The sequence below is a fragment of the Streptomyces sp. NPDC096193 genome (assembly GCF_040302905.1).
In the GTDB taxonomy this organism is placed as follows: domain Bacteria; phylum Actinomycetota; class Actinomycetes; order Streptomycetales; family Streptomycetaceae; genus Streptomyces.
This window is the reverse complement of the sequence record NZ_JBEOSJ010000011.1, coordinates 1-17,025: the sequence shown is the minus strand read 5'-3', so window position 1 is coordinate 17,025 and position 17,025 is coordinate 1. Positions and strand designations below refer to the sequence as shown.

At 71.6% G+C, this 17,025-nt stretch carries 12 protein-coding genes; 10 read left to right on the top strand and 2 right to left on the bottom strand.

What is annotated here, in order from left to right; all coding sequences use genetic code 11:
* Window positions 1-42: 42 nt before the first annotated feature.
* Together ABTX78_RS17755 and ABTX78_RS17750 are read left to right on the top strand one after the other, a co-directional pair.
* Window positions 43-504 carry a hypothetical protein gene (locus ABTX78_RS17755; RefSeq protein WP_352207710.1) on the top strand — a complete coding sequence of 154 codons (462 nt, stop codon included), beginning with the start codon at window positions 43-45 and terminating at the stop codon, window positions 502-504.
* A 94-nt stretch (window positions 505-598) separates the two neighbouring features.
* Window positions 599-2,401 (top strand): chitinase, encoded by a 1,803-nt coding sequence (locus ABTX78_RS17750; RefSeq protein ID WP_352207709.1) that lies wholly within the window; start codon window positions 599-601, stop codon window positions 2,399-2,401.
* On the opposite strand, the gene ABTX78_RS17745 is transcribed toward ABTX78_RS17750, so the two are convergent.
* Complete coding sequence (locus ABTX78_RS17745; RefSeq protein ID WP_352207708.1) at window positions 2,352-3,170, bottom strand: phosphatase PAP2 family protein; 819 nt, start codon at window positions 3,168-3,170, stop codon at window positions 2,352-2,354. The genes ABTX78_RS17750 and ABTX78_RS17745 overlap by 50 nt on opposite strands.
* A 160-nt stretch (window positions 3,171-3,330) precedes the next feature.
* A complete protein-coding gene (gene gabT / locus ABTX78_RS17740) occupies window positions 3,331-4,665 on the bottom strand; it encodes a 4-aminobutyrate--2-oxoglutarate transaminase (protein ID WP_352207707.1) in 1,335 nt (444 codons plus the stop codon).
* A 334-nt stretch (window positions 4,666-4,999) separates the two neighbouring features.
* On the opposite strand from gabT, the gene ABTX78_RS17735 reads away from it, so the two are divergent.
* The 8 genes from ABTX78_RS17735 to ABTX78_RS17700 form a co-directional block, all read left to right on the top strand.
* Complete coding sequence (locus ABTX78_RS17735; RefSeq protein ID WP_352207706.1) at window positions 5,000-7,105, top strand: type IV secretory system conjugative DNA transfer family protein; 2,106 nt, start codon at window positions 5,000-5,002, stop codon at window positions 7,103-7,105.
* Between the two features lie 135 nt (window positions 7,106-7,240).
* Window positions 7,241-8,800: a PucR family transcriptional regulator gene (locus ABTX78_RS17730; protein WP_352207705.1), complete on the top strand. Its 1,560-nt coding sequence runs from the start codon at window positions 7,241-7,243 to the stop codon at window positions 8,798-8,800.
* A 218-nt stretch (window positions 8,801-9,018) separates the two neighbouring features.
* The gene (locus tag ABTX78_RS17725) at window positions 9,019-10,053 is read left to right on the top strand and encodes an EamA family transporter (RefSeq protein WP_352207704.1); all 1,035 of its coding nucleotides are present in this window, start codon (window positions 9,019-9,021) and stop codon (window positions 10,051-10,053) included.
* A 277-nt stretch (window positions 10,054-10,330) separates the two neighbouring features.
* Complete coding sequence (locus ABTX78_RS17720; protein WP_352207703.1) at window positions 10,331-11,776, top strand: aldehyde dehydrogenase family protein; 1,446 nt, start codon at window positions 10,331-10,333, stop codon at window positions 11,774-11,776.
* A gap of 207 nt (window positions 11,777-11,983) precedes the next feature.
* A complete protein-coding gene (locus tag ABTX78_RS17715) occupies window positions 11,984-13,927 on the top strand; it encodes an acyl-CoA dehydrogenase family protein (RefSeq protein WP_352207702.1) in 1,944 nt (647 codons plus the stop codon).
* Between the two features lie 180 nt (window positions 13,928-14,107).
* Entirely contained in the window at window positions 14,108-15,358 is a 1,251-nt protein-coding gene (dxr, locus tag ABTX78_RS17710; protein ID WP_352207701.1) for a 1-deoxy-D-xylulose-5-phosphate reductoisomerase, read from the top strand.
* Complete coding sequence (locus ABTX78_RS17705) at window positions 15,355-16,656, top strand: M50 family metallopeptidase (RefSeq protein ID WP_327679660.1); 1,302 nt, start codon at window positions 15,355-15,357, stop codon at window positions 16,654-16,656. Before dxr ends, ABTX78_RS17705 begins: the two co-directional genes overlap by 4 nt.
* A 178-nt stretch (window positions 16,657-16,834) precedes the next feature.
* Window positions 16,835-17,025, top strand: a 191-nt coding sequence (locus tag ABTX78_RS17700; protein WP_352207700.1) for a flavodoxin-dependent (E)-4-hydroxy-3-methylbut-2-enyl-diphosphate synthase, incomplete at its 3' end; no start/stop codon positions are given.

The following is a 17,025-nucleotide window of genomic DNA, read 5'->3' as shown; positions in this document are numbered from 1 at the left end:
CCTGTGAACGCACCGTCGGTGCGCAGGGAAGGGAGACCGGTCATGAACGACTCGGGGGCCAGGACCGCGGTGGAGTGGCTGGCAGCGGTCGCACCGGACCCGGATGCCTGCCGGTGGGAGTGGGAGCGCAACCCCCTCGGGGTCGCGCTGCTGCCCGCCGGCAGGCGCTGGGACGTACTGATCCTGCCGTCAGCACTGGGCTATCCGACGCTCGATGTGCTGAGCAGGCTGATCGACAGGCCGGGGCCGGTGCTCGCCGACTTCGGCGACTCCCGCATGGGGTTCTTCGTGCCGCCCGGCACGGCCGCACGGTGGCTCGGCACCGGTGTGCGCAGCGCGGGCGCCGGTACCTGGATCGTCGTGCCGTACCCGGGGCGAGCCGGTGGCGGCGGGGTGCGCTGGCTCGTCGTGCCGGACGGCTCGGGCACGCTCACGGATCCGACGCTGCTGGAGCTCGCGATGCACGAGGCGGCGGGGGCCATGGCGCGCCGCGAGGGGGAGTGAGGGGCCGGGTGCTGTCAGAGGTCTTGACAACCGCATTGGTCTGGACCAAATTGCGGGAGCTCCCACCCGAATCCCCCCATGCCCGGAGGCAGTTGTGGACCGCACCAGACTCTCGGCCGCCCTGACGGCGGCCGCGCTCGCCCTCGGCGGACTTGTCGCCATGTCCACCGCCGCCGAAGCGGCCGACGCCGAAGTCGCCCGCAACGGCGGCTTCGAGGCCGGTCTCACCGGCTGGAGCTGCACCGCGGGCAGCGGAGCTGTCGTCAGTTCGCCCGTGCGCAGCGGGAGTTCGGCGCTGAAGGCGACCCCGGCCGGCAGTGACAACGCCAAGTGCAGCCAGACCGTCACCGTCAAGCCCAACTCCGACTACACCCTCAGTGGCTGGGTCCAGGGCGGCTACGTCTACCTCGGCGCCTCCGGCACCGGCACCACCGACGTCTCCACCTGGACACCGTCCGCGTCCGGCTGGCAGAAGCTCTCGACGAGCTTCCGCACCGGTGCCTCGACCACCTCGGTGACCATCTACACCCACGGCTGGTACGGCACCGCGGCCTACCACGCGGACGATGTCTCCCTGTTCGGCCCGGGCGGCGACCCGGTGCAGCTGCCGGCCGCCCCCGCCGGCCTCACCGCGGGATCGCCGGGCTCCACCTCCGTACCGCTGAGCTGGTCGCCCGTCTCCGGCGCCACCGGCTACAACGTCTACCGCGGCGGCACCAAGGTCATCTCCGTGACCGGGACGTCGGCCACCGTGACAGGGCTGGCCCCCAGCACCACGTACAGCTTCCAGGTCGCCGCGACCAACAGCGCGGGCGAGTCCCCGAAGTCCGCGGTCGTGAGCGCGACCACCACCGGCGGGGGCGGCAACCCGGGCACCGGCCTCCCGGCCCACGCCCTCGTCGGCTATCTGCACGCCAGTTTCGCCAATGGCTCCGGCTACACCCGCATGGCGGACGTCCCCGACTCCTGGGACGTCATCAACCTCGCCTTCGGCGAACCCACCTCGGTCACCTCGGGCGACATCCGCTTCAGCCTCTGCCCGGCGGCCGAGTGCCCGAACGTCGAGTCCGTCGCCGACTTCAAGGCCGCCATCAAGGCGAAGCAGGCCGCCGGAAAGAAGGTCCTGATCTCCATCGGCGGCGCCAACGGGCAGGTGCAGCTGGCCAGTACGGCCGCCCGCGACGCCTTCGTCTCCTCCGTCTCGAAGATCATCGACGAGTACGGTCTCGACGGCCTGGACATCGACTTCGAGGGCCACTCCCTCTCACTGAACACCGGGGACACGGACTTCCGCTCGCCCACCTCACCGGTGATCGTCAACCTCATCTCGGCGATCAAGACCCTCAAGGCGAAGTACGGCCCGGACTTCGTCCTCACGATGGCCCCGGAGACGTTCTTCGTGCAGCTGGGATACCAGTACTACGGCTCCGGCCCCTGGGGCGGCCAGGACCCGCGCGCCGGCTCCTACCTCCCCGTCATCCACGCCCTGCGGGACGACCTCACCCTGCTGCACGTCCAGGACTACAACTCCGGCCCGATCATGGGCCTGGACAACCAGTACCACTCCATGGGCGGCGCGGACTTCCACATCGCCATGACCGACATGCTGCTCACCGGCTTCCCGGTGGCCGGTGACCAGTCGAGGTTCTTCCCGGCGCTGCGGCCCCAGCAGGTCGCCATCGGCCTGCCGGCGTCCACCCAGGCGGGCAACGGTCACACCTCGCCCGCCGAGGTGAACAAGGCGCTCGACTGTCTGACGAAGAAGGTGAGCTGCGGCTCGTACGCGACCCACGGCAGCTGGCCCGCCCTGCGCGGACTGATGACGTGGTCCATCAACTGGGACCGCTTCAACCAGTGGGAGTTCTCCAGGAACTTCGACGCATACCGCTGGAGCTGATCAGCAGCAGCGTCCCGCACAGGCACCAGCTGCCGACGACGTCCAGCGGCCAGTGGTAGCCGCGCAGCACCAGACCGATGCCCGTCGCCAGGGTGAGCACCAGGGCGACGGGCATCGACCGTCGCAGCCGCAGATAGGGGGCGAGGAGCAGCGAGGCCGTGCCGTAGGCGACCATCGCGGTCGCCGTATGGCCGGAGGGGTAGTAGCCGCCCGCCTCGGTGAGCGGTCCCTGACGGTCGATCAGTACCTTGAGCGGCATCACCAGCGCGGGCACGGCGGCCACGGTGAGGAGGGCGACGAGAGCGTCACGGCGCGCGGCCCGTCTGTCGCGCCACAGGGCGTACGCGAGGGCGGCGGCCGGCACCGGCAGTGCGAGGGCCATGCCGCCGAGGTCGGCCAGCGCCTCGGTGAGCAGCCGGGGTCCGTGACCGGCGATGCGGAGTTCGATGTGCTCGTCCAGCGAGCGCAGGGGTCCGCCGGCGGCGACCTGCCAGGTGATCAGGGAGAAGAGCACGGCGCACAGGACGGCCGGCCACATCCGACGAGGAAAAGCCGGCCACCTCGGAACAGGGGGGGTAGTTCCGAAGCGGCCGGCCTGACCGGTTTGCCGCGCGCCCCGGGGGGTTTGGGGCGGGCGGCCATCCGATCGGTGAGGAGTTCCGGAGCCAGAAGCTCCAGTGGTGTGCGCGAGGGCACGGCCAGGACGAAGCTGGGGAGGCCTCGGCCTGGAGTCGCCCGCAGTCTCCTGCGAGCGGGGTGTTTCTCTCATCTGCAGAAACCGTACGGCAGGGGCCGGGGGGACCGACAGACGGATCTCCATCCCGCCATCGGCCCCGCACACCTTCTTCACAGGCCCCGACCGTTCCGGCTGCTCCGCCGCTGATCACCCATGGTTCCGGTCACGCTCGGGCCCACGGTCCGAGCACTGGTCAGACGCCCGCGAACGCCTGCTCGAGGATGTCCAGGCCCTCGTTGAGCAGGTCCTCGCCGATCACCAGAGGCGGCAGGAAGCGCAGCACGTTGCCGTAGGTGCCACAGGTCAGGACCAGCAGGCCCTCGGCGTGGCAGGCCTTGGCGAGCGCGGCGGTCGCGGCCGCGTTCGGTTCCTTGCTCTCGCGGTCCGTCACCAGCTCGATGGCGATCATGGCGCCGCGCCCGCGGATGTCGCCGATGATGTCGAACTTCTCGGCCATCGCGCCCAGGCGGCTCTTCATGACCTCCTCGATGCGCTTGGCCTTGCCGTTGAGGTCGAGCTCCTTCATGGTCTCGATGGCGCCGAGCGCGCCGGCACAGGCCACCGGGTTGCCGCCGTACGTACCGCCGAGGCCGCCCGCGTGCGGGGCGTCCATGATTTCGGCGCGGCCCGTCACGGCGGCGAGCGGCAGGCCGCCCGCGATGCCCTTGGCGGTGGTGATCAGGTCCGGGACGATGCCCTCGTCCTCGCACGCGAACCACTCGCCGGTACGGCAGAAGCCGGACTGGATCTCGTCCGCGACGAAGACGATGCCGTTGTCCTTGGCGAACTGCGCGATCGCCGGCAGGAAGCCCTTGGCCGGCTCGATGAAGCCGCCCTCGCCGAGGACCGGCTCGATGATGATCGCGGCGACGTTGTCGGCGCCGACCTGCTTGTTGATCATGTCGATGGCCTGCGCGGAGGCCTCGGCGCCGGCGTTCTCGGCGCCGGTCGGCCAGCGGTAGCCGTACGCCACCGGGACGCGGTAGACCTCGGGCGCGAACGGACCGAAGCCGTTCTTGTACGGCATGTTCTTGGCGGTCAGCGCCATCGTCAGGTTGGTACGGCCGTGGTAGCCGTGGTCGAAGACGACGACGGCCTGGCGCTTGGTGTACGCGCGGGCGATCTTGACGGCGTTCTCGACGGCCTCGGCGCCCGAGTTGAACAGCGCGGACTTCTTCGCGTGGTCGCCCGGCGTCAGCTCGGCGAGGGCCTCGGCGACCGCGACGTAGCCCTCGTACGGCGTGACCATGAAACATGTGTGGGTGAAGTCGGCGAGCTGCGCGGACGCCCGGCGTACGACGGCCTCGGCGGAGGCGCCGACGGAGGTCACGGCGATGCCGGACCCGAAGTCGATGAGGCGGTTGCCGTCGACGTCCTCGATGATCCCGCCGCCGGCGCGCGCGGTGAAGACGGGCAGCACGGACCCCACGCCACCGGCGACCGCGGCGGTGCGGCGGGACTGAAGCTCCACGGACTTCGGTCCGGGAATGGCGGTGACGACGCGGCGCTCCTGCGGGATTGCGGTCATGAGGGGCTCCTGGGGTGCTGTGGGACGCTTCGTGTTTCTTTCTCCGCAGGCTAGGCGCGGGGGAGGGGGGCGGGCATGCGCCGTTCGGGAGTGTTGGGGGTGTGTCGTTGTCCGTGCCGGACATAGGCGGGGTCCGCGCCCGGACATGGGCGGGGTCCGCGCCCGGACATGGGCGGGGTCCGCGCGCGGGCGTGGCGGGGTCCGCGCGGACGTGGATGGCTGCGGAAGAGCCCTTCGCGCACGCCGGGCGGGGCGAATCAGTGAACTACCCCCACCGGGGCACTAGATTGACCGTGCACAGAGCGGGCCTGGCTGGTCAGGGGGCAGCGGTTTCATGGAATCCGAAGGCACATTCGACGCACGCGGCACACGGGCCAACCCGGTGCCACGGCCCGCAGGGCCGCCGAGCCTTCCCGGGGTTCCCGCCGTACCCGGCCACGCGCCGACCACCCGTCCCGCCGTCGCCGACTGGCTGCGCATCCCGCGCCCCGGTGCCGAACCGGGTGTGTGGCGCCTCGGCCACCGCGCCCGGCCGGCGGAGGAGCCCGAGCTCGTACCCGCCCGCCGCCTCTTCGCCGGGGCACTCATCTCCCTGCTCGCGGGCTGGCTCCTGTGGTCGCTGCTCTGGAACGGTTACCTCGGCCGGTACTGGATTTGGCCCCTGCTCGTCCTCACCCCGGACTCCTGGCGCTCCGACCCGCCCACCTGGGCCACGGCCAGCTACGTCTACTACGCGATCGTCGGCGGCGCCCTGCTCGTCTTCTGCGCGCGGATCGGCCATGTGCCGGAGATCTGGCACCGCTACGTACGCCGCACCGACAAGCCGGCCCCGGTGCCCGTGCCGCCGCCCGAGGCCGACCCCGCCGAATGGCCCGAGCTGCGCGGCGCCGGACTGGTGGAGGCCGCACAACGGCTCACCGAGGCCACCCGCGCCGGCGCTCTCGGGGACGTCGACTACGCACGGATCAAGCGTGCCTGGCAGGGCGTCCACGCCCGGCCTGACCGGCTCGCCGCGTTCAGCGAGACCGTCCGTACGGATGCCGCGGCGGCCTGCGCCCATCCCTCGGGCGTACGGGACCTGCCCGTCCGCACCGCCACGCACGACCTGGCCACCGGACAGGTGAAGATCGGCACGGTCGTCGACGACGAGCGGAACCCCTACCCCCGCCGCACCACCGGCGTCGCACTCGAACCCGCCCTCCTCGGGACCTCCCTCCTCGCGGTCGGGCCCTCCGGGTCCGGCAAGAGCGTGCGGCTCGTGCGGCCCGTCGTCGAGTCGATGTGTCTGCTCGCGCTCGCCAACCGCGCCGCCGTCGTCGCCGTCACCGCCCACGGCACGGGCCTCGCCCCCGACGACTCCTTCGACCTGGTCATCTCCGTCGGACGCCCCGACTCCACCCACGATCTCGACCTCTACGGCGGCGCCGACGACCCCGACGAGGCCGCTCGCGTGCTCGCCGAGGCGCTCGTCGGGGATCTCGCCGCCACCCTGCCCGGCGGCGACAGCAGACGGGCCGCGACCGCGCTGGCCCAGCTGATCGGGCCGTACCGCTGTGTCCACGGGCGCTTCCCCGCCGTACCCGAGTTGCGGGAGCTGCTCAGCGGCGCCCCCGTCGCCGTCGGAGCGCTGCGGGCCGCGCTGGAGGCGCGAGGCGATCCGGTCGCCGCGGCGCAGCTGCGCGAACTGGACGCCCGCGAGCGGCAGTCCGCCCGCGCCGACGACATCGGCGTCCTGCTCGCCGAGCGGATCGCCTTCCTGGACCGGCCCGCCTTCGCCACGTTCTTCCGCACCGACGGCGGCGGGCGGCAGTTCTCGCTGCGCGCCATCGAGCACCCCCTGCGCGTCCGCGTCGACCTGCCCGAGCGGGGTCACGCCGAGGCCTCGCGGATCGTCGCGCGGCTGATCCTCGCGCAGTTCACCGAAGCGGCGCTGACCCGTTCCGACCGTTCGCTGTTCGCCGCGCTCGTCCTCGACGACGCGACCTACACCGTCACCGCGGACTCGGTGCGCGCCGTCCAGCGGCTGCGTTCCGCCAACGCCGGTGTCGTCTTCGCGCTGCGGACCCTGGAGGACGTGCCCGAGCCGCTGCGGGGACCGCTGCTCGGTGCGGTCGGCTGCCGGATGGCGTTCGCCGGGCTCGCGCCGTGGGACGGCGGACGGTTCGCCGAGGCCTGGGGCACCGAATGGGTCCAGACCCGCGACGTCACCAACCGGCAGATCATCTCGGACGAGCCGCTGACGAAAGCACTGCACATGATGCGCCGCCTGGTCACCGGCAAGGCTGCCACCGCGGAGGCGATCACGGTCCGGGAGGTGGAGCGCGCCCGCTGGTCCGCATCGGACCTGGCGCACGCGGTCCCGGCCGGCCACGCCGTGCTCTCCCTCACCAGCGTTCGCGGTGAGCACGCGCCGCCCCTGCTGGTGGACCTGCGCACCTGAGGCCGGTGGCCCGGCGCAATCGAGAGGTACGGGCTCCCGCCGCGGAGCCCGTACTGCTACGCCCTGGCAGAATCGAAGCACGCCGTTCATACGGGACGGCGAAATTCATCGCTGCTCGAAGGGCCGAGAAGTCCCATGCCGCCCACGCTCGCCTCGCTCGTCCAGCACTCGGCGCTCAAACTCACCGTGCGCTCCGGGGAGGACCGGCTCGAGACGCCCGTGCGCTGGGCACACGTCAGCGAGCTCGCCGACCCCGTGCCATACATGGAGGGCGGCGAACTGCTGCTCGTCACGGCGATGACCCTGGACGCCGAGGACCCCGAGGCGATGCGCCGCTATGTGCGCAGGCTGGTGGGCGCCGGTGTCGTCGGGCTCGGCTTCGCGGTGGGCGTGTACTACGAGGACATCCCGGACGCGCTGCTCGACGCGGCGAAGGAGGAGGGCTTCCCGCTTCTCGCCGTACCCCGCCGCACGCCCTTCCTCGCCATCAGCAAAGCGGTCTCCGCGGCGATCGCGGCCGACCAGTACCGCGCGGTGACCGCCGGCTTCGAGGCCCAGCGGGAGCTGACCCGGGCGGCGCTGGCCGAGGGCCCCGCCGCGGTCGTCGCCAGACTGGCCGCCCACGTCGACGGCTGGGCCGCGCTGTACGACGCCTCGGGCTCCGTCGTCGCGGCCTCGCCCGAGTGGGCCGCACGGCGGGCGGCCCGCCTCACCGGGGACGTGGAACGTCTGCGGGAGCGGGCGGCGCCCGCGAGCGCGGTCGTCGGTGACACCGACGACGACCGCGTCGAACTCCAGTCGCTCGGCAGCGGCCGGCGGGTGCGCGGCGCGCTCGCCGTCGGCACCGGCGCGCCGCTGGGCACCGCGTCCCGGTACGCCGTGCACTCGGCCGTCGCCCTGCTCACCCTGTCCACGGAGCGCTCGCGCGCGTTTCAGGAGGCGGAGCAGCGACTCGGCGCCGCGGTGCTGCGGATGCTGCTGTCCGGACAGCCCGACCATGCCCGCGCGGTCGCCGGAGATCTCTACGGCGGGCTGCTCGACGCCCCCTTCCGGCTGCTGATCGCCGAGCCGGCGGGGGAGCAGGCGACGGGCGCGGAGCAGCCGCTCCAGGCCTTCGCCGACATGCTGGAATCGGCCGCGGCGCGGGCGGCCGAGCCGGTGCTCGCGGTGCCGGACACCGAGGACCGGCTGGTGGTGCTGGCCGCGGACGGCGGCGCCGTGGCCGCCGCCTGCACGGCGGCGTACGGCGAGCAGGAGGCCGACGACGCCGCGCTGGTCGTCGGGCTGTCCGCACCCACCGGACCGATAGCGGCCGCGGGCGCCTACAAGCAGTGCGAGCAGGCGCTCTCGGTCGCCCGGCGGCGCGGGCGGGCCTTCGTCGAGCACGAGGAACTCGCGGCGGGATCGATCCTCCCGCTGCTCGCGGACGACGCGGTGCGGGCGTTCGCGGACGGCATGCTGCGGGCGCTGTACGAGCACGACGCGACCGGACGGGGCGATCTGGTGGCGTCGCTGCGGGCGTGGCTCTCGCGGCACGGCCAGTGGGACGCGGCAGCGGCGGACCTGGGCGTGCACCGGCACACGTTGCGCTACCGGATGCGGCGGGTGGAGGAGATCCTCGGGCGGTCGCTGGACGACCCGGACGTCCGGATGGAGTTGTGGCTGGCGCTCAAGACGTCGGCGGGTTCTGTCTGATCCCTCCCTTCGGCAGGTCCGGGCGAGCCGGCGGGCCGCACCACGGACTTCCCGCCTCCCGAACTCCCGGGATCCGGTCACTTCCTGAAGGATTTTCCGTTTCAGTGCCCGAACTCGGGCAGAAATCTGGCACTTGCTCGCCGGAATGCCTAGTGTCCTGCTTCGTGGTCGCCGGCGTCGGGGGGGTCCCGTGCGCCGTCCAGGGACGAGAAGGACCGATGACACGACGCGCTGCCTCATCCGGCACATCCGCCTCCGGCACATCCGCTTCCGGCACGTCCGGTGCCTCGCCCCTCTCCGGTGCGGCCGGCCCCGGCCCCGGCCCCGGTGCCGGGACCGGGGTCGACGGGGTCTCCGGTCCCGACCGCCGGATCTCGGGAGCCGTCTGGGCGGCGCTCGCCATCGTGTACGTCGTCTGGGGCTCCACCTACCTCGGCATCCGCATCGTCGTCGAGACGATGCCGCCCTTCCTGTCCGCCGGCGCGCGCTTCGTCGTCGCGGGCCTCGTCCTCGGGGCGCTCGTGGCCTGGCGGCAGGGCGCGGCGGCGCTCAAGGTCACCCGCAGACAGCTCGCCTCGGCGGCGATGGTCGGTCTGCTGCTCCTGCTGGGCGGCAACGGCCTCGTCGTTCTCGCCGAGACCTCGGTTCCCTCGGGCCTCGCGGCGCTGCTGATCGCCGTGGTACCGGCCTGGGTGGTCGTACTGCGCAGAGCGTCCGGCGAGCGCCCGGGCCTCGGGGCGTACTGCGGCGTCCTTCTCGGACTGGCGGGCCTCGCGGTCCTGACGCTGCCCGGACTCAGCGGTGACGTACGGCTGTGGGGCGTTCTCACGGTGATCGTCGCGACCGTGATGTGGTCGGTCGGCTCGTTCTCCTCCTCGCGCATCCCGATGCCGGCGAACCCGTTCGCGGCGAGCGCGTACGAGATGGTGGCGGGCGGCATCGGCTGCGCGCTGGTGGGTCTCGGCCGGGGCGAGCAGCACGGCTTCGTCATCGGCGAGGTCTCGGCCCGCTCCTGGACGGCGCTCGCGTACCTGGTCGTGTTCGGCTCCATCGTGGCGTTCACGGCGTACGCGTGGCTGCTCCACTCGGCCCCGCTGTCGCTGGTGGCCACGTACGCGTATGTCAACCCGGTGGTGGCGGTGCTGCTGGGCGCGCTGATCCTGAACGAGGAGCTGTCGTGGCCGATCGCGCTGGGCGGAGGGGTGGTGGTGGCGGGGGTGTTCCTGATCGTGTCCACGGAACGGCGGCGGTGAGGTGGGGGTGGGGGGGGGCGGTACGGGGCGGGTGGTGCGGCCGGCCGATCCCCGGGGCCGGTTGGGTCGCGTCCCGCGTCCTCGATCGCCGGACGAGCTGTCTGCCCGCACGCTCCGCGAAACCGGTTTCGGCGCGTCCACCGTGCAGGGCCCCCACCCGCACGACAAAGCGGCGGGGGCGGGCCCGGCAACACTCCATCGCGGACAAACGCCCTGACCGCCTCCCGCCCCTACCGTGGGGCGCAGACATCCCCATCTATCTCGGAAGGGCCGGGACATGACTTCCACCCACGCCTTCTGGCTCGCCGGCCGTCAGGCCACCGGTGAGGCCACCTTCGACGTCACCTCCCCCTGGGACGGACGGCTCGTCGGTCAGGTCTCCGTCCCGACCGAGGCTCAGGTCGAGGAGGCGGTCGCCGCCGCGTACGCCGTGCGCGACGAGTTCGCCGCCACCCCCGCCCACGTACGCGCCGCCGCCCTCGACCACGTGTCGCGCCGGCTGGTCGAGCGCACCGAGGAGATCGCCCAGCTGATCTCCGCCGAGAACGGCAAGCCCGTCAAGTGGGCCCGCGGCGAGGTCGGCCGTGCCGTGTCCGTCTTCCGGTTCGCCGCCGAGGAGGCCCGCCGCTTCAACGGTGGCGAGGCCCAGCGTCTGGACACCGACGCCGGCGGCCAGGGCCGTCTCGCGCTCACCCGCCGCTTCCCCAAGGGTGTCGTCCTCGGCATCGCGCCGTTCAACTTCCCGCTGAACCTCTGCGCGCACAAGATCGCCCCGGCGATCGCCGTCGGCGCGCCGATCATCCTCAAGCCGGCGCCCGCCACCCCGCTCTCCGGCCTGATCATCGGCGAGCTGCTCGCCGAGACCGAGCTGCCCGCGGGATCCTGGTCCGTGCTGCCGGTGCCGAACGACAAGATGCCTGCCCTCGTCCAGGACGAGCGGCTGCCGGTCATCTCCTTCACCGGTTCCGACAAGGTCGGCTTCGCGATCATGGACTCCGTGCCGCGCAAGCACTGCACCCTGGAGCTCGGCGGCAATGGCGCGGCCGTCGTCCTCGGCGACTTCGCCTCCGAGAAGGACCTGGACTGGGCGGCGACCCGTATCGCCACCTTCTCCAACTACCAGGGCGGCCAGTCCTGCATCTCCGTGCAGCGCGTGATCGCCGACGCCTCCGTCCACGACCGCCTGGTCCCCAAGATCGTCGCGGCGGTCGAGGCCCAGGTCACCGGTGACCCGTCCGACAGCGCCACCGACGTCGGCCCCCTCGTCAGCGAGGACGCCGCGAAGCGGGTCGAGGCCTGGGTCGACGAGGCCGTGCAGGCCGGCGCCACGCTCCTCGCCGGCGGCAAGCGGGACGGTGCGTCGTACGCCCCGACCGTCCTCGCCGACGTCCCCGCCGACTCCACCATCGCCTGCGAGGAGGTCTTCGGGCCCGTCCTCACCATCCGCAAGGTGGACGGCGAGGCCGAGGCCTTCGCCGCGGTCAACGACTCCAAGTACGGCCTTCAGGCAGGCGTGTTCACGCACGACGTACAGACCGCCTTCCGCGCCCACCGCGCCCTGGTGGTCGGCGGCGTGATCATCGGCGATGTGCCGTCCTACCGCGCGGACCAGATGCCGTACGGCGGAGCCAAGCAGTCCGGTGTCGGCCGCGAGGGTGTGGCCTTCGCGATGGACGACTACACGTACGAGCGGGTTCTGGTCCTCACTGGACTGGCCCTGTAGCGCCCGTACGTCACCGACCACGGCCGGAGCCCACTGTGCGGGGGCTCCGGCCGTACCCGTACCCCCTCCGACGGGGCTTTCGGTGCGGCACGCGGACTGGTGGAGCGCGCGGTAATCAGGTACTACGAACGAGTAGCACCGGCCGGTAAAGGCACTTCCGTGCCCCGGCCCATGCCCCCGGCCCCGACTCGCGGCGAGGTGAGCCTCATGACCGCACCACTCGAAAAAAACCGTCCCAAGGTCAGTGAGCGTGAAGCACGACAGGTCGCCGAAGCCGCGCGCGAGAAGGACTGGCGCAAGCCGAGCTTCGCCAAGGAACTCTTCCTGGGCCGCTTCCGGCTCGACCTGATCCATCCCCATCCCATGCCCGCCGGCGAGGACGCCCGCCGCGGCGAGGAATTCCTCGCGAAACTGCGCGACTTCTGCGAGACCCGGATCGACGGCGCGCTCATCGAGCGCGAGGCGCGGATCCCCGACGAGGTGATCAACGGGCTCAAGGAGCTCGGCGCCCTCGGTATGAAGATCGACATCAAGTACGGCGGACTCGGCCTCACCCAGGTGTACTACAACAAGGCCCTGGCGCTCGTCGGCTCCGCCAACCCCGCGATCGGCGCGCTACTGTCGGCGCATCAGTCCATCGGCGTACCGCAGCCCCTGAAGATCTTCGGCACGCAGGAGCAGAAGGACGCGTTCCTGCCGCGCCTTGCCCGTACCGATATCTCCGCCTTCCTGCTGACCGAGCCGGACGTCGGCTCGGACCCCGCCCGTCTCGCCACCACGGCCGTCCCCGACGGTGACGACTACATCCTCGACGGCGTCAAGCTCTGGACCACCAACGGCGTCGTCGCCGACCTCCTCGTCGTGACGGCCCGCGTGCCCAAGTCCGAAGGGCACAAGGGCGGCATCACCGCCTTCGTCGTCGAGGCCGCAAGCGAGGGCATCACCGTCGAGAACCGGAACGCCTTCATGGGCCTGCGCGGCCTGGAGAACGGCGTCACCCGCTTCCACCAGGTCCGGGTCCCGGCCGCCAACCGCATCGGCGCCGAGGGCGCCGGGCTGAAGATCGCCCTCACCACCCTCAACACGGGCCGGCTCTCGCTGCCCGCGATGTGTGTCGGAGCGGGCAAGTGGTGTCTGAAGATCGCCCGTGAGTGGTCGGCGGTGCGCGAGCAGTGGGGCAGGCCGGTCGCCAAGCACGAGGCCGTCGGCGCGAAGATCTCCTTCATCGCGGCGACCACCTTCGCGCTGGAGGCAGTGCTCGACCTCTCGTCCCAGATGGCCGACGAGGACCGCAACGACATCCGTATCGAGGCCGCGCTCGCCAAGCTCTACGGCTCCGAGATGGCCTGGCTGATGGCCGACGAGCTGGTGCAGATCCGCGGCGGCCGCGGCTTCGAGACCGCCGACTCGCTGGCGGCCCGCGGCGAACGAGCCGTCCCCGCCGAGCAGTTGCTGCGCGACCTGCGCATCAACCGCATCTTCGAGGGCTCCACCGAGATCATGCATCTGCTGATCGCCCGCGAGGCGGTCGACGCCCATCTCGCCGTGGCCGGGGACATCATCGACCCCGACAAGACGCTCGGCGACAAGGCGAGGGCCGGTGCCAACGCGGCGGCCTTCTACGCCCGCTGGCTGCCGAAGCTGGTCACCGGTCCGGGTCAACTGCCCCGCACGTACAACGAGTTCCACCCGCCCGGACACCCGGACCTGTCCGGACACCTGCGCTACGTCGAGCGTTCCGCCCGCAAGCTCGCCCGCTCGACGTTCTACGCTATGTCCCGCTGGCAGGGGCGCATGGAGACGAAGCAGGGCTTCCTCGGCCGGATCGTCGACATCGGAGCCGAGCTCTTCGCGATGAGCGCGGCCTGCGTACGCGCCGAACTGCTGCGCACCACCGAGGCGCACGGCCGTGAGGCGTACCAACTGGCCGACGTGTTCTGCCGGCAGTCCCGCATCCGGGTCGAGGAACTCTTCACCCGTCTGTGGTCGAACACCGACGACCTCGACAACAAGGTCGTCAACGGTGTGCTGTCCGGCACGTACACCTGGCTGGAGGAGGGCATCGTCGACCCGAGCGGCGAGGGCCCCTGGATCGCGGACGCGACCCCGGGCCCGGCGCAGCGGGAGAACGTCCACCGTCCCATCCGCTGACCCGTGCGCGCCCGGTGCCCCGGCCGTCGTCGATCTCCGGATCCGCGGCGGCCGGGGCACCGTCGCGCCGGCCGGCACACGGCGCCCGGTGGCGCACACCGCCCCCGCTCACCCCGGCCCGCACGCCGGTTCGCGGGACGCACTGTCCGACCGCACAGCGGTTGCGGCCACAATGGGGGGATGAGCGACAGCCCATCCCCTCTCGCCGACCCCCATATCGCCTTCGATCCGTCCGAAGGCCGCCGGGACATCGTCGTCCTCGGCTCCACCGGGTCCATCGGCACGCAGGCCATCGATCTGGTCCTGCGCAACCCCGACCGCTTCCGCGTCACCGCACTCTCCGCCGCCGGCGGACGGGTCGGGCTCCTGGCCGAGCAGGCCCGGCAGCTGCGGGTCGACACGGTGGCCGTGGCACGCGAGGACGCCGTGCCCGCGCTGCGCGAGGCGCTCGCGGGGCAGTACGGCACCGAGCCCCTGCCGGAGATCCTGGCCGGGCCGGACGCGGCCACCCAGCTCGCCGCCACCGCCTGCCACACCGTGCTCAACGGCATCACCGGATCCATCGGGCTCGCCCCGACCCTTGCCGCGCTGGAGGCGGGACGCACTCTCGCCCTCGCCAACAAGGAGTCGCTCATCGTCGGCGGGCCGCTGGTGAAGGCGCTCGCAGCGCCCGGCCAGATCATCCCGGTCGACTCCGAGCACGCCGCCCTCTTCCAGGCACTCGCCGCGGGCACCAGGGCCGATGTACGCAAGCTCGTCGTCACCGCTTCGGGCGGCCCCTTCCGCGGCCGGACCCGCGCGGAACTGGCGGACGTCACCCCCGACGACGCCCTCGCGCACCCCACCTGGGCGATGGGCCCGGTGATCACCATCAACAGCGCGACGCTGGTCAACAAGGGACTGGAGGTCATCGAGGCGCACCTCCTGTACGACATCCCGTTCGACCGCATCGAGGTCGTCGTCCACCCCCAGTCGTACGTCCACTCCATGGTGGAGTTCACGGACGGGTCGACCATCGCCCAGGCCACCCCGCCCGACATGCGCGGCCCGATCGCGGTCGGTATCGGCTGGCCCGAGCGGGTCCCCGACGCCGCCCCGGCCTTCGACTGGACCAGGGCGTCGACCTGGGAGTTCTTCCCGCTGGACACCGAGGCCTTCCCGTCCGTCGGACTCGCCCGGCACGTGGGGCAGCTGGGCGGCACGGCACCGGCGGTGTTCAATGCCGCCAACGAGGAGTGCGTCGACGCGTTTCTCGCAGGGCGGCTGCCGTTCAACGGAATCCTGGATACGGTCACCGAAGTCGTCACCGAGCACGGAGTGCCCGCCGAGGGAACCCGGCTGACGGTGTCGGACGTCCTGGAAGCGGAGACCTGGGCCCGGGCGAGGGCCCGGGAACTGGCAGTGAAGGCTACGGCGGAGGCTCGCGCATGACGATTCTGTTGACGGTCCTCGGCATAGCTCTCTTCGCAGTGGGGCTGCTGATCTCCATCGCCTGGCACGAGCTCGGCCACCTCTCCACGGCCAAGCTCTTCGGCATCCGCGTCCCCCAGTACATGGTCGGCTTCGGCCCGACGATCTGGTCGCGGCACAGGGGCGAGACGGAGTACGGCATCAAGGCCATCCCCATGGGCGGCTACATCCGCATGATCGGGATGTTCCCGCCCGGCGAGGACGGCCGGCTGGAGGCCCGGTCGACGTCGCCCTGGCGCGGAATGATCGAGGACGCCCGCTCGGCGGCCTTCGAGGAACTGAAGCCCGGGGACGAGAAGCGGCTGTTCTACACGCGCAAGCCCTGGAAGCGCGTGATCGTGATGTTCGCCGGGCCGTTCATGAACCTGATCCTCGCCGTCGCGATCTTCCTGGGGGTCGCGATGACCTTCGGCTTCGCGACCCAGACCACCGAGGTCGCCGGGGTCCAGAAGTGCGTGATCTCCCAGAGCGAGAACCGCGACACCTGCGCCAAGGGCGACCCGGTCTCGCCCGCCGAGGCCGCCGGCCTGAAGACGGGCGACAAGATCGTCGCCTTCAACGGCAAGCCGGTCGACGACTGGGCCACCCTGTCGAACCGCATCCGCGAGACCATCGGCCCGGCCACCATCACCGTCGAGCGCGGCGGGCAGGAGCAGGTCCTTCAGGCCACGCTCGCCAAGAACTCGGTCGCCAAGAAGAACGCCGACGGCGAGGTCGTCCCCGGGCAGTACGTCCCGGCGGGCTACCTCGGCTTCGCCGCCAAGACCGAGATCCTGCCGCTGTCCTTCCCCGATTCGGTCGACCGCATGGGCGACATGATCGAGAACGGCGTCGAGTCCATGGTGGCGCTGCCTGCCAAGGTCCCGGACCTGTGGAATGCCGCGTTCAGCGACGGCGACCGCAAGGACGACTCCCCGGTGGGCGTGGTCGGCGCGGCCCGTATCAGCGGTGAGGTGATGAACCTCGACGCACCGGCACAGAACCTGATCGCGATGTTCATGATGCTGCTCGCCGGCTTCAACCTGTCGCTGTTCCTGTTCAACATGCTGCCGCTGCTGCCACTGGACGGCGGACACATCGCGGGCGCCCTGTGGGAGTCCGTACGCCGCAATCTGGCGAAGCTCTTCCGGCGCCCCGATCCCGGCCCCTTCGACGTGGCCAAGCTGATGCCGGTCGCCTACGTGGTCGCGGGCATCTTCATCTGCTTCACCCTGCTCGTCCTGGTCGCCGACATCGTCAACCCCGTCAAGATCAGCTGACCGGATCCGCCGCGGCGGACAGATACGGAGACGGCCGGACACCCCATGTGTCCGGCCGCTCACCTTTTCGGGGTGTTTGCCTGCGCGATGTGCTGACGACAACCCCGGTGCCGTAATCTCGACTGCTGGAGCCCGCCGATCTCGGGACCTCGATCCACTCCTTGGGGTTGCACAGCAGATGACCGCGATTTCTCTCGGTATGCCATCCGTTCCGACCAAGCTCGCCGACCGCCGGGTGAGCCGGAAGATCCAGGTCGGCACCGTCGCCGTCGGTGGCGACGCTCCCGTCTCCGTGCAGTCGATGACGACGACGAGGACGTCGGACATCGGTGCCACGTTGCAGCAGATCGCCGAGCTGACCGCGTCGGG

What these genes read in the sequence shown, in the direction of transcription:
- ABTX78_RS17755 (WP_352207710.1), top strand. Translation starts at nt 43, where the DNA reads ATGAACGACTCGGGGGCCAGGACCGCGGTGGAGTGGCTGGCAGCGGTC.
- ABTX78_RS17745 (WP_352207708.1), bottom strand. Translation starts at nt 3,170, where the DNA reads ATGAGAGAAACACCCCGCTCGCAGGAGACTGCGGGCGACTCCAGGCCG.
- gabT (WP_352207707.1), bottom strand. Translation starts at nt 4,665, where the DNA reads ATGACCGCAATCCCGCAGGAGCGCCGCGTCGTCACCGCCATTCCCGGA.
- ABTX78_RS17735 (WP_352207706.1), top strand. Translation starts at nt 5,000, where the DNA reads ATGGAATCCGAAGGCACATTCGACGCACGCGGCACACGGGCCAACCCG.
- ABTX78_RS17730 (WP_352207705.1), top strand. Translation starts at nt 7,241, where the DNA reads ATGCCGCCCACGCTCGCCTCGCTCGTCCAGCACTCGGCGCTCAAACTC.
- ABTX78_RS17725 (WP_352207704.1), top strand. Translation starts at nt 9,019, where the DNA reads ATGACACGACGCGCTGCCTCATCCGGCACATCCGCCTCCGGCACATCC.
- ABTX78_RS17720 (WP_352207703.1), top strand. Translation starts at nt 10,331, where the DNA reads ATGACTTCCACCCACGCCTTCTGGCTCGCCGGCCGTCAGGCCACCGGT.
- ABTX78_RS17715 (WP_352207702.1), top strand. Translation starts at nt 11,984, where the DNA reads ATGACCGCACCACTCGAAAAAAACCGTCCCAAGGTCAGTGAGCGTGAA.
- dxr (WP_352207701.1), top strand. Translation starts at nt 14,108, where the DNA reads ATGAGCGACAGCCCATCCCCTCTCGCCGACCCCCATATCGCCTTCGAT.
- ABTX78_RS17705 (WP_327679660.1), top strand. Translation starts at nt 15,355, where the DNA reads ATGACGATTCTGTTGACGGTCCTCGGCATAGCTCTCTTCGCAGTGGGG.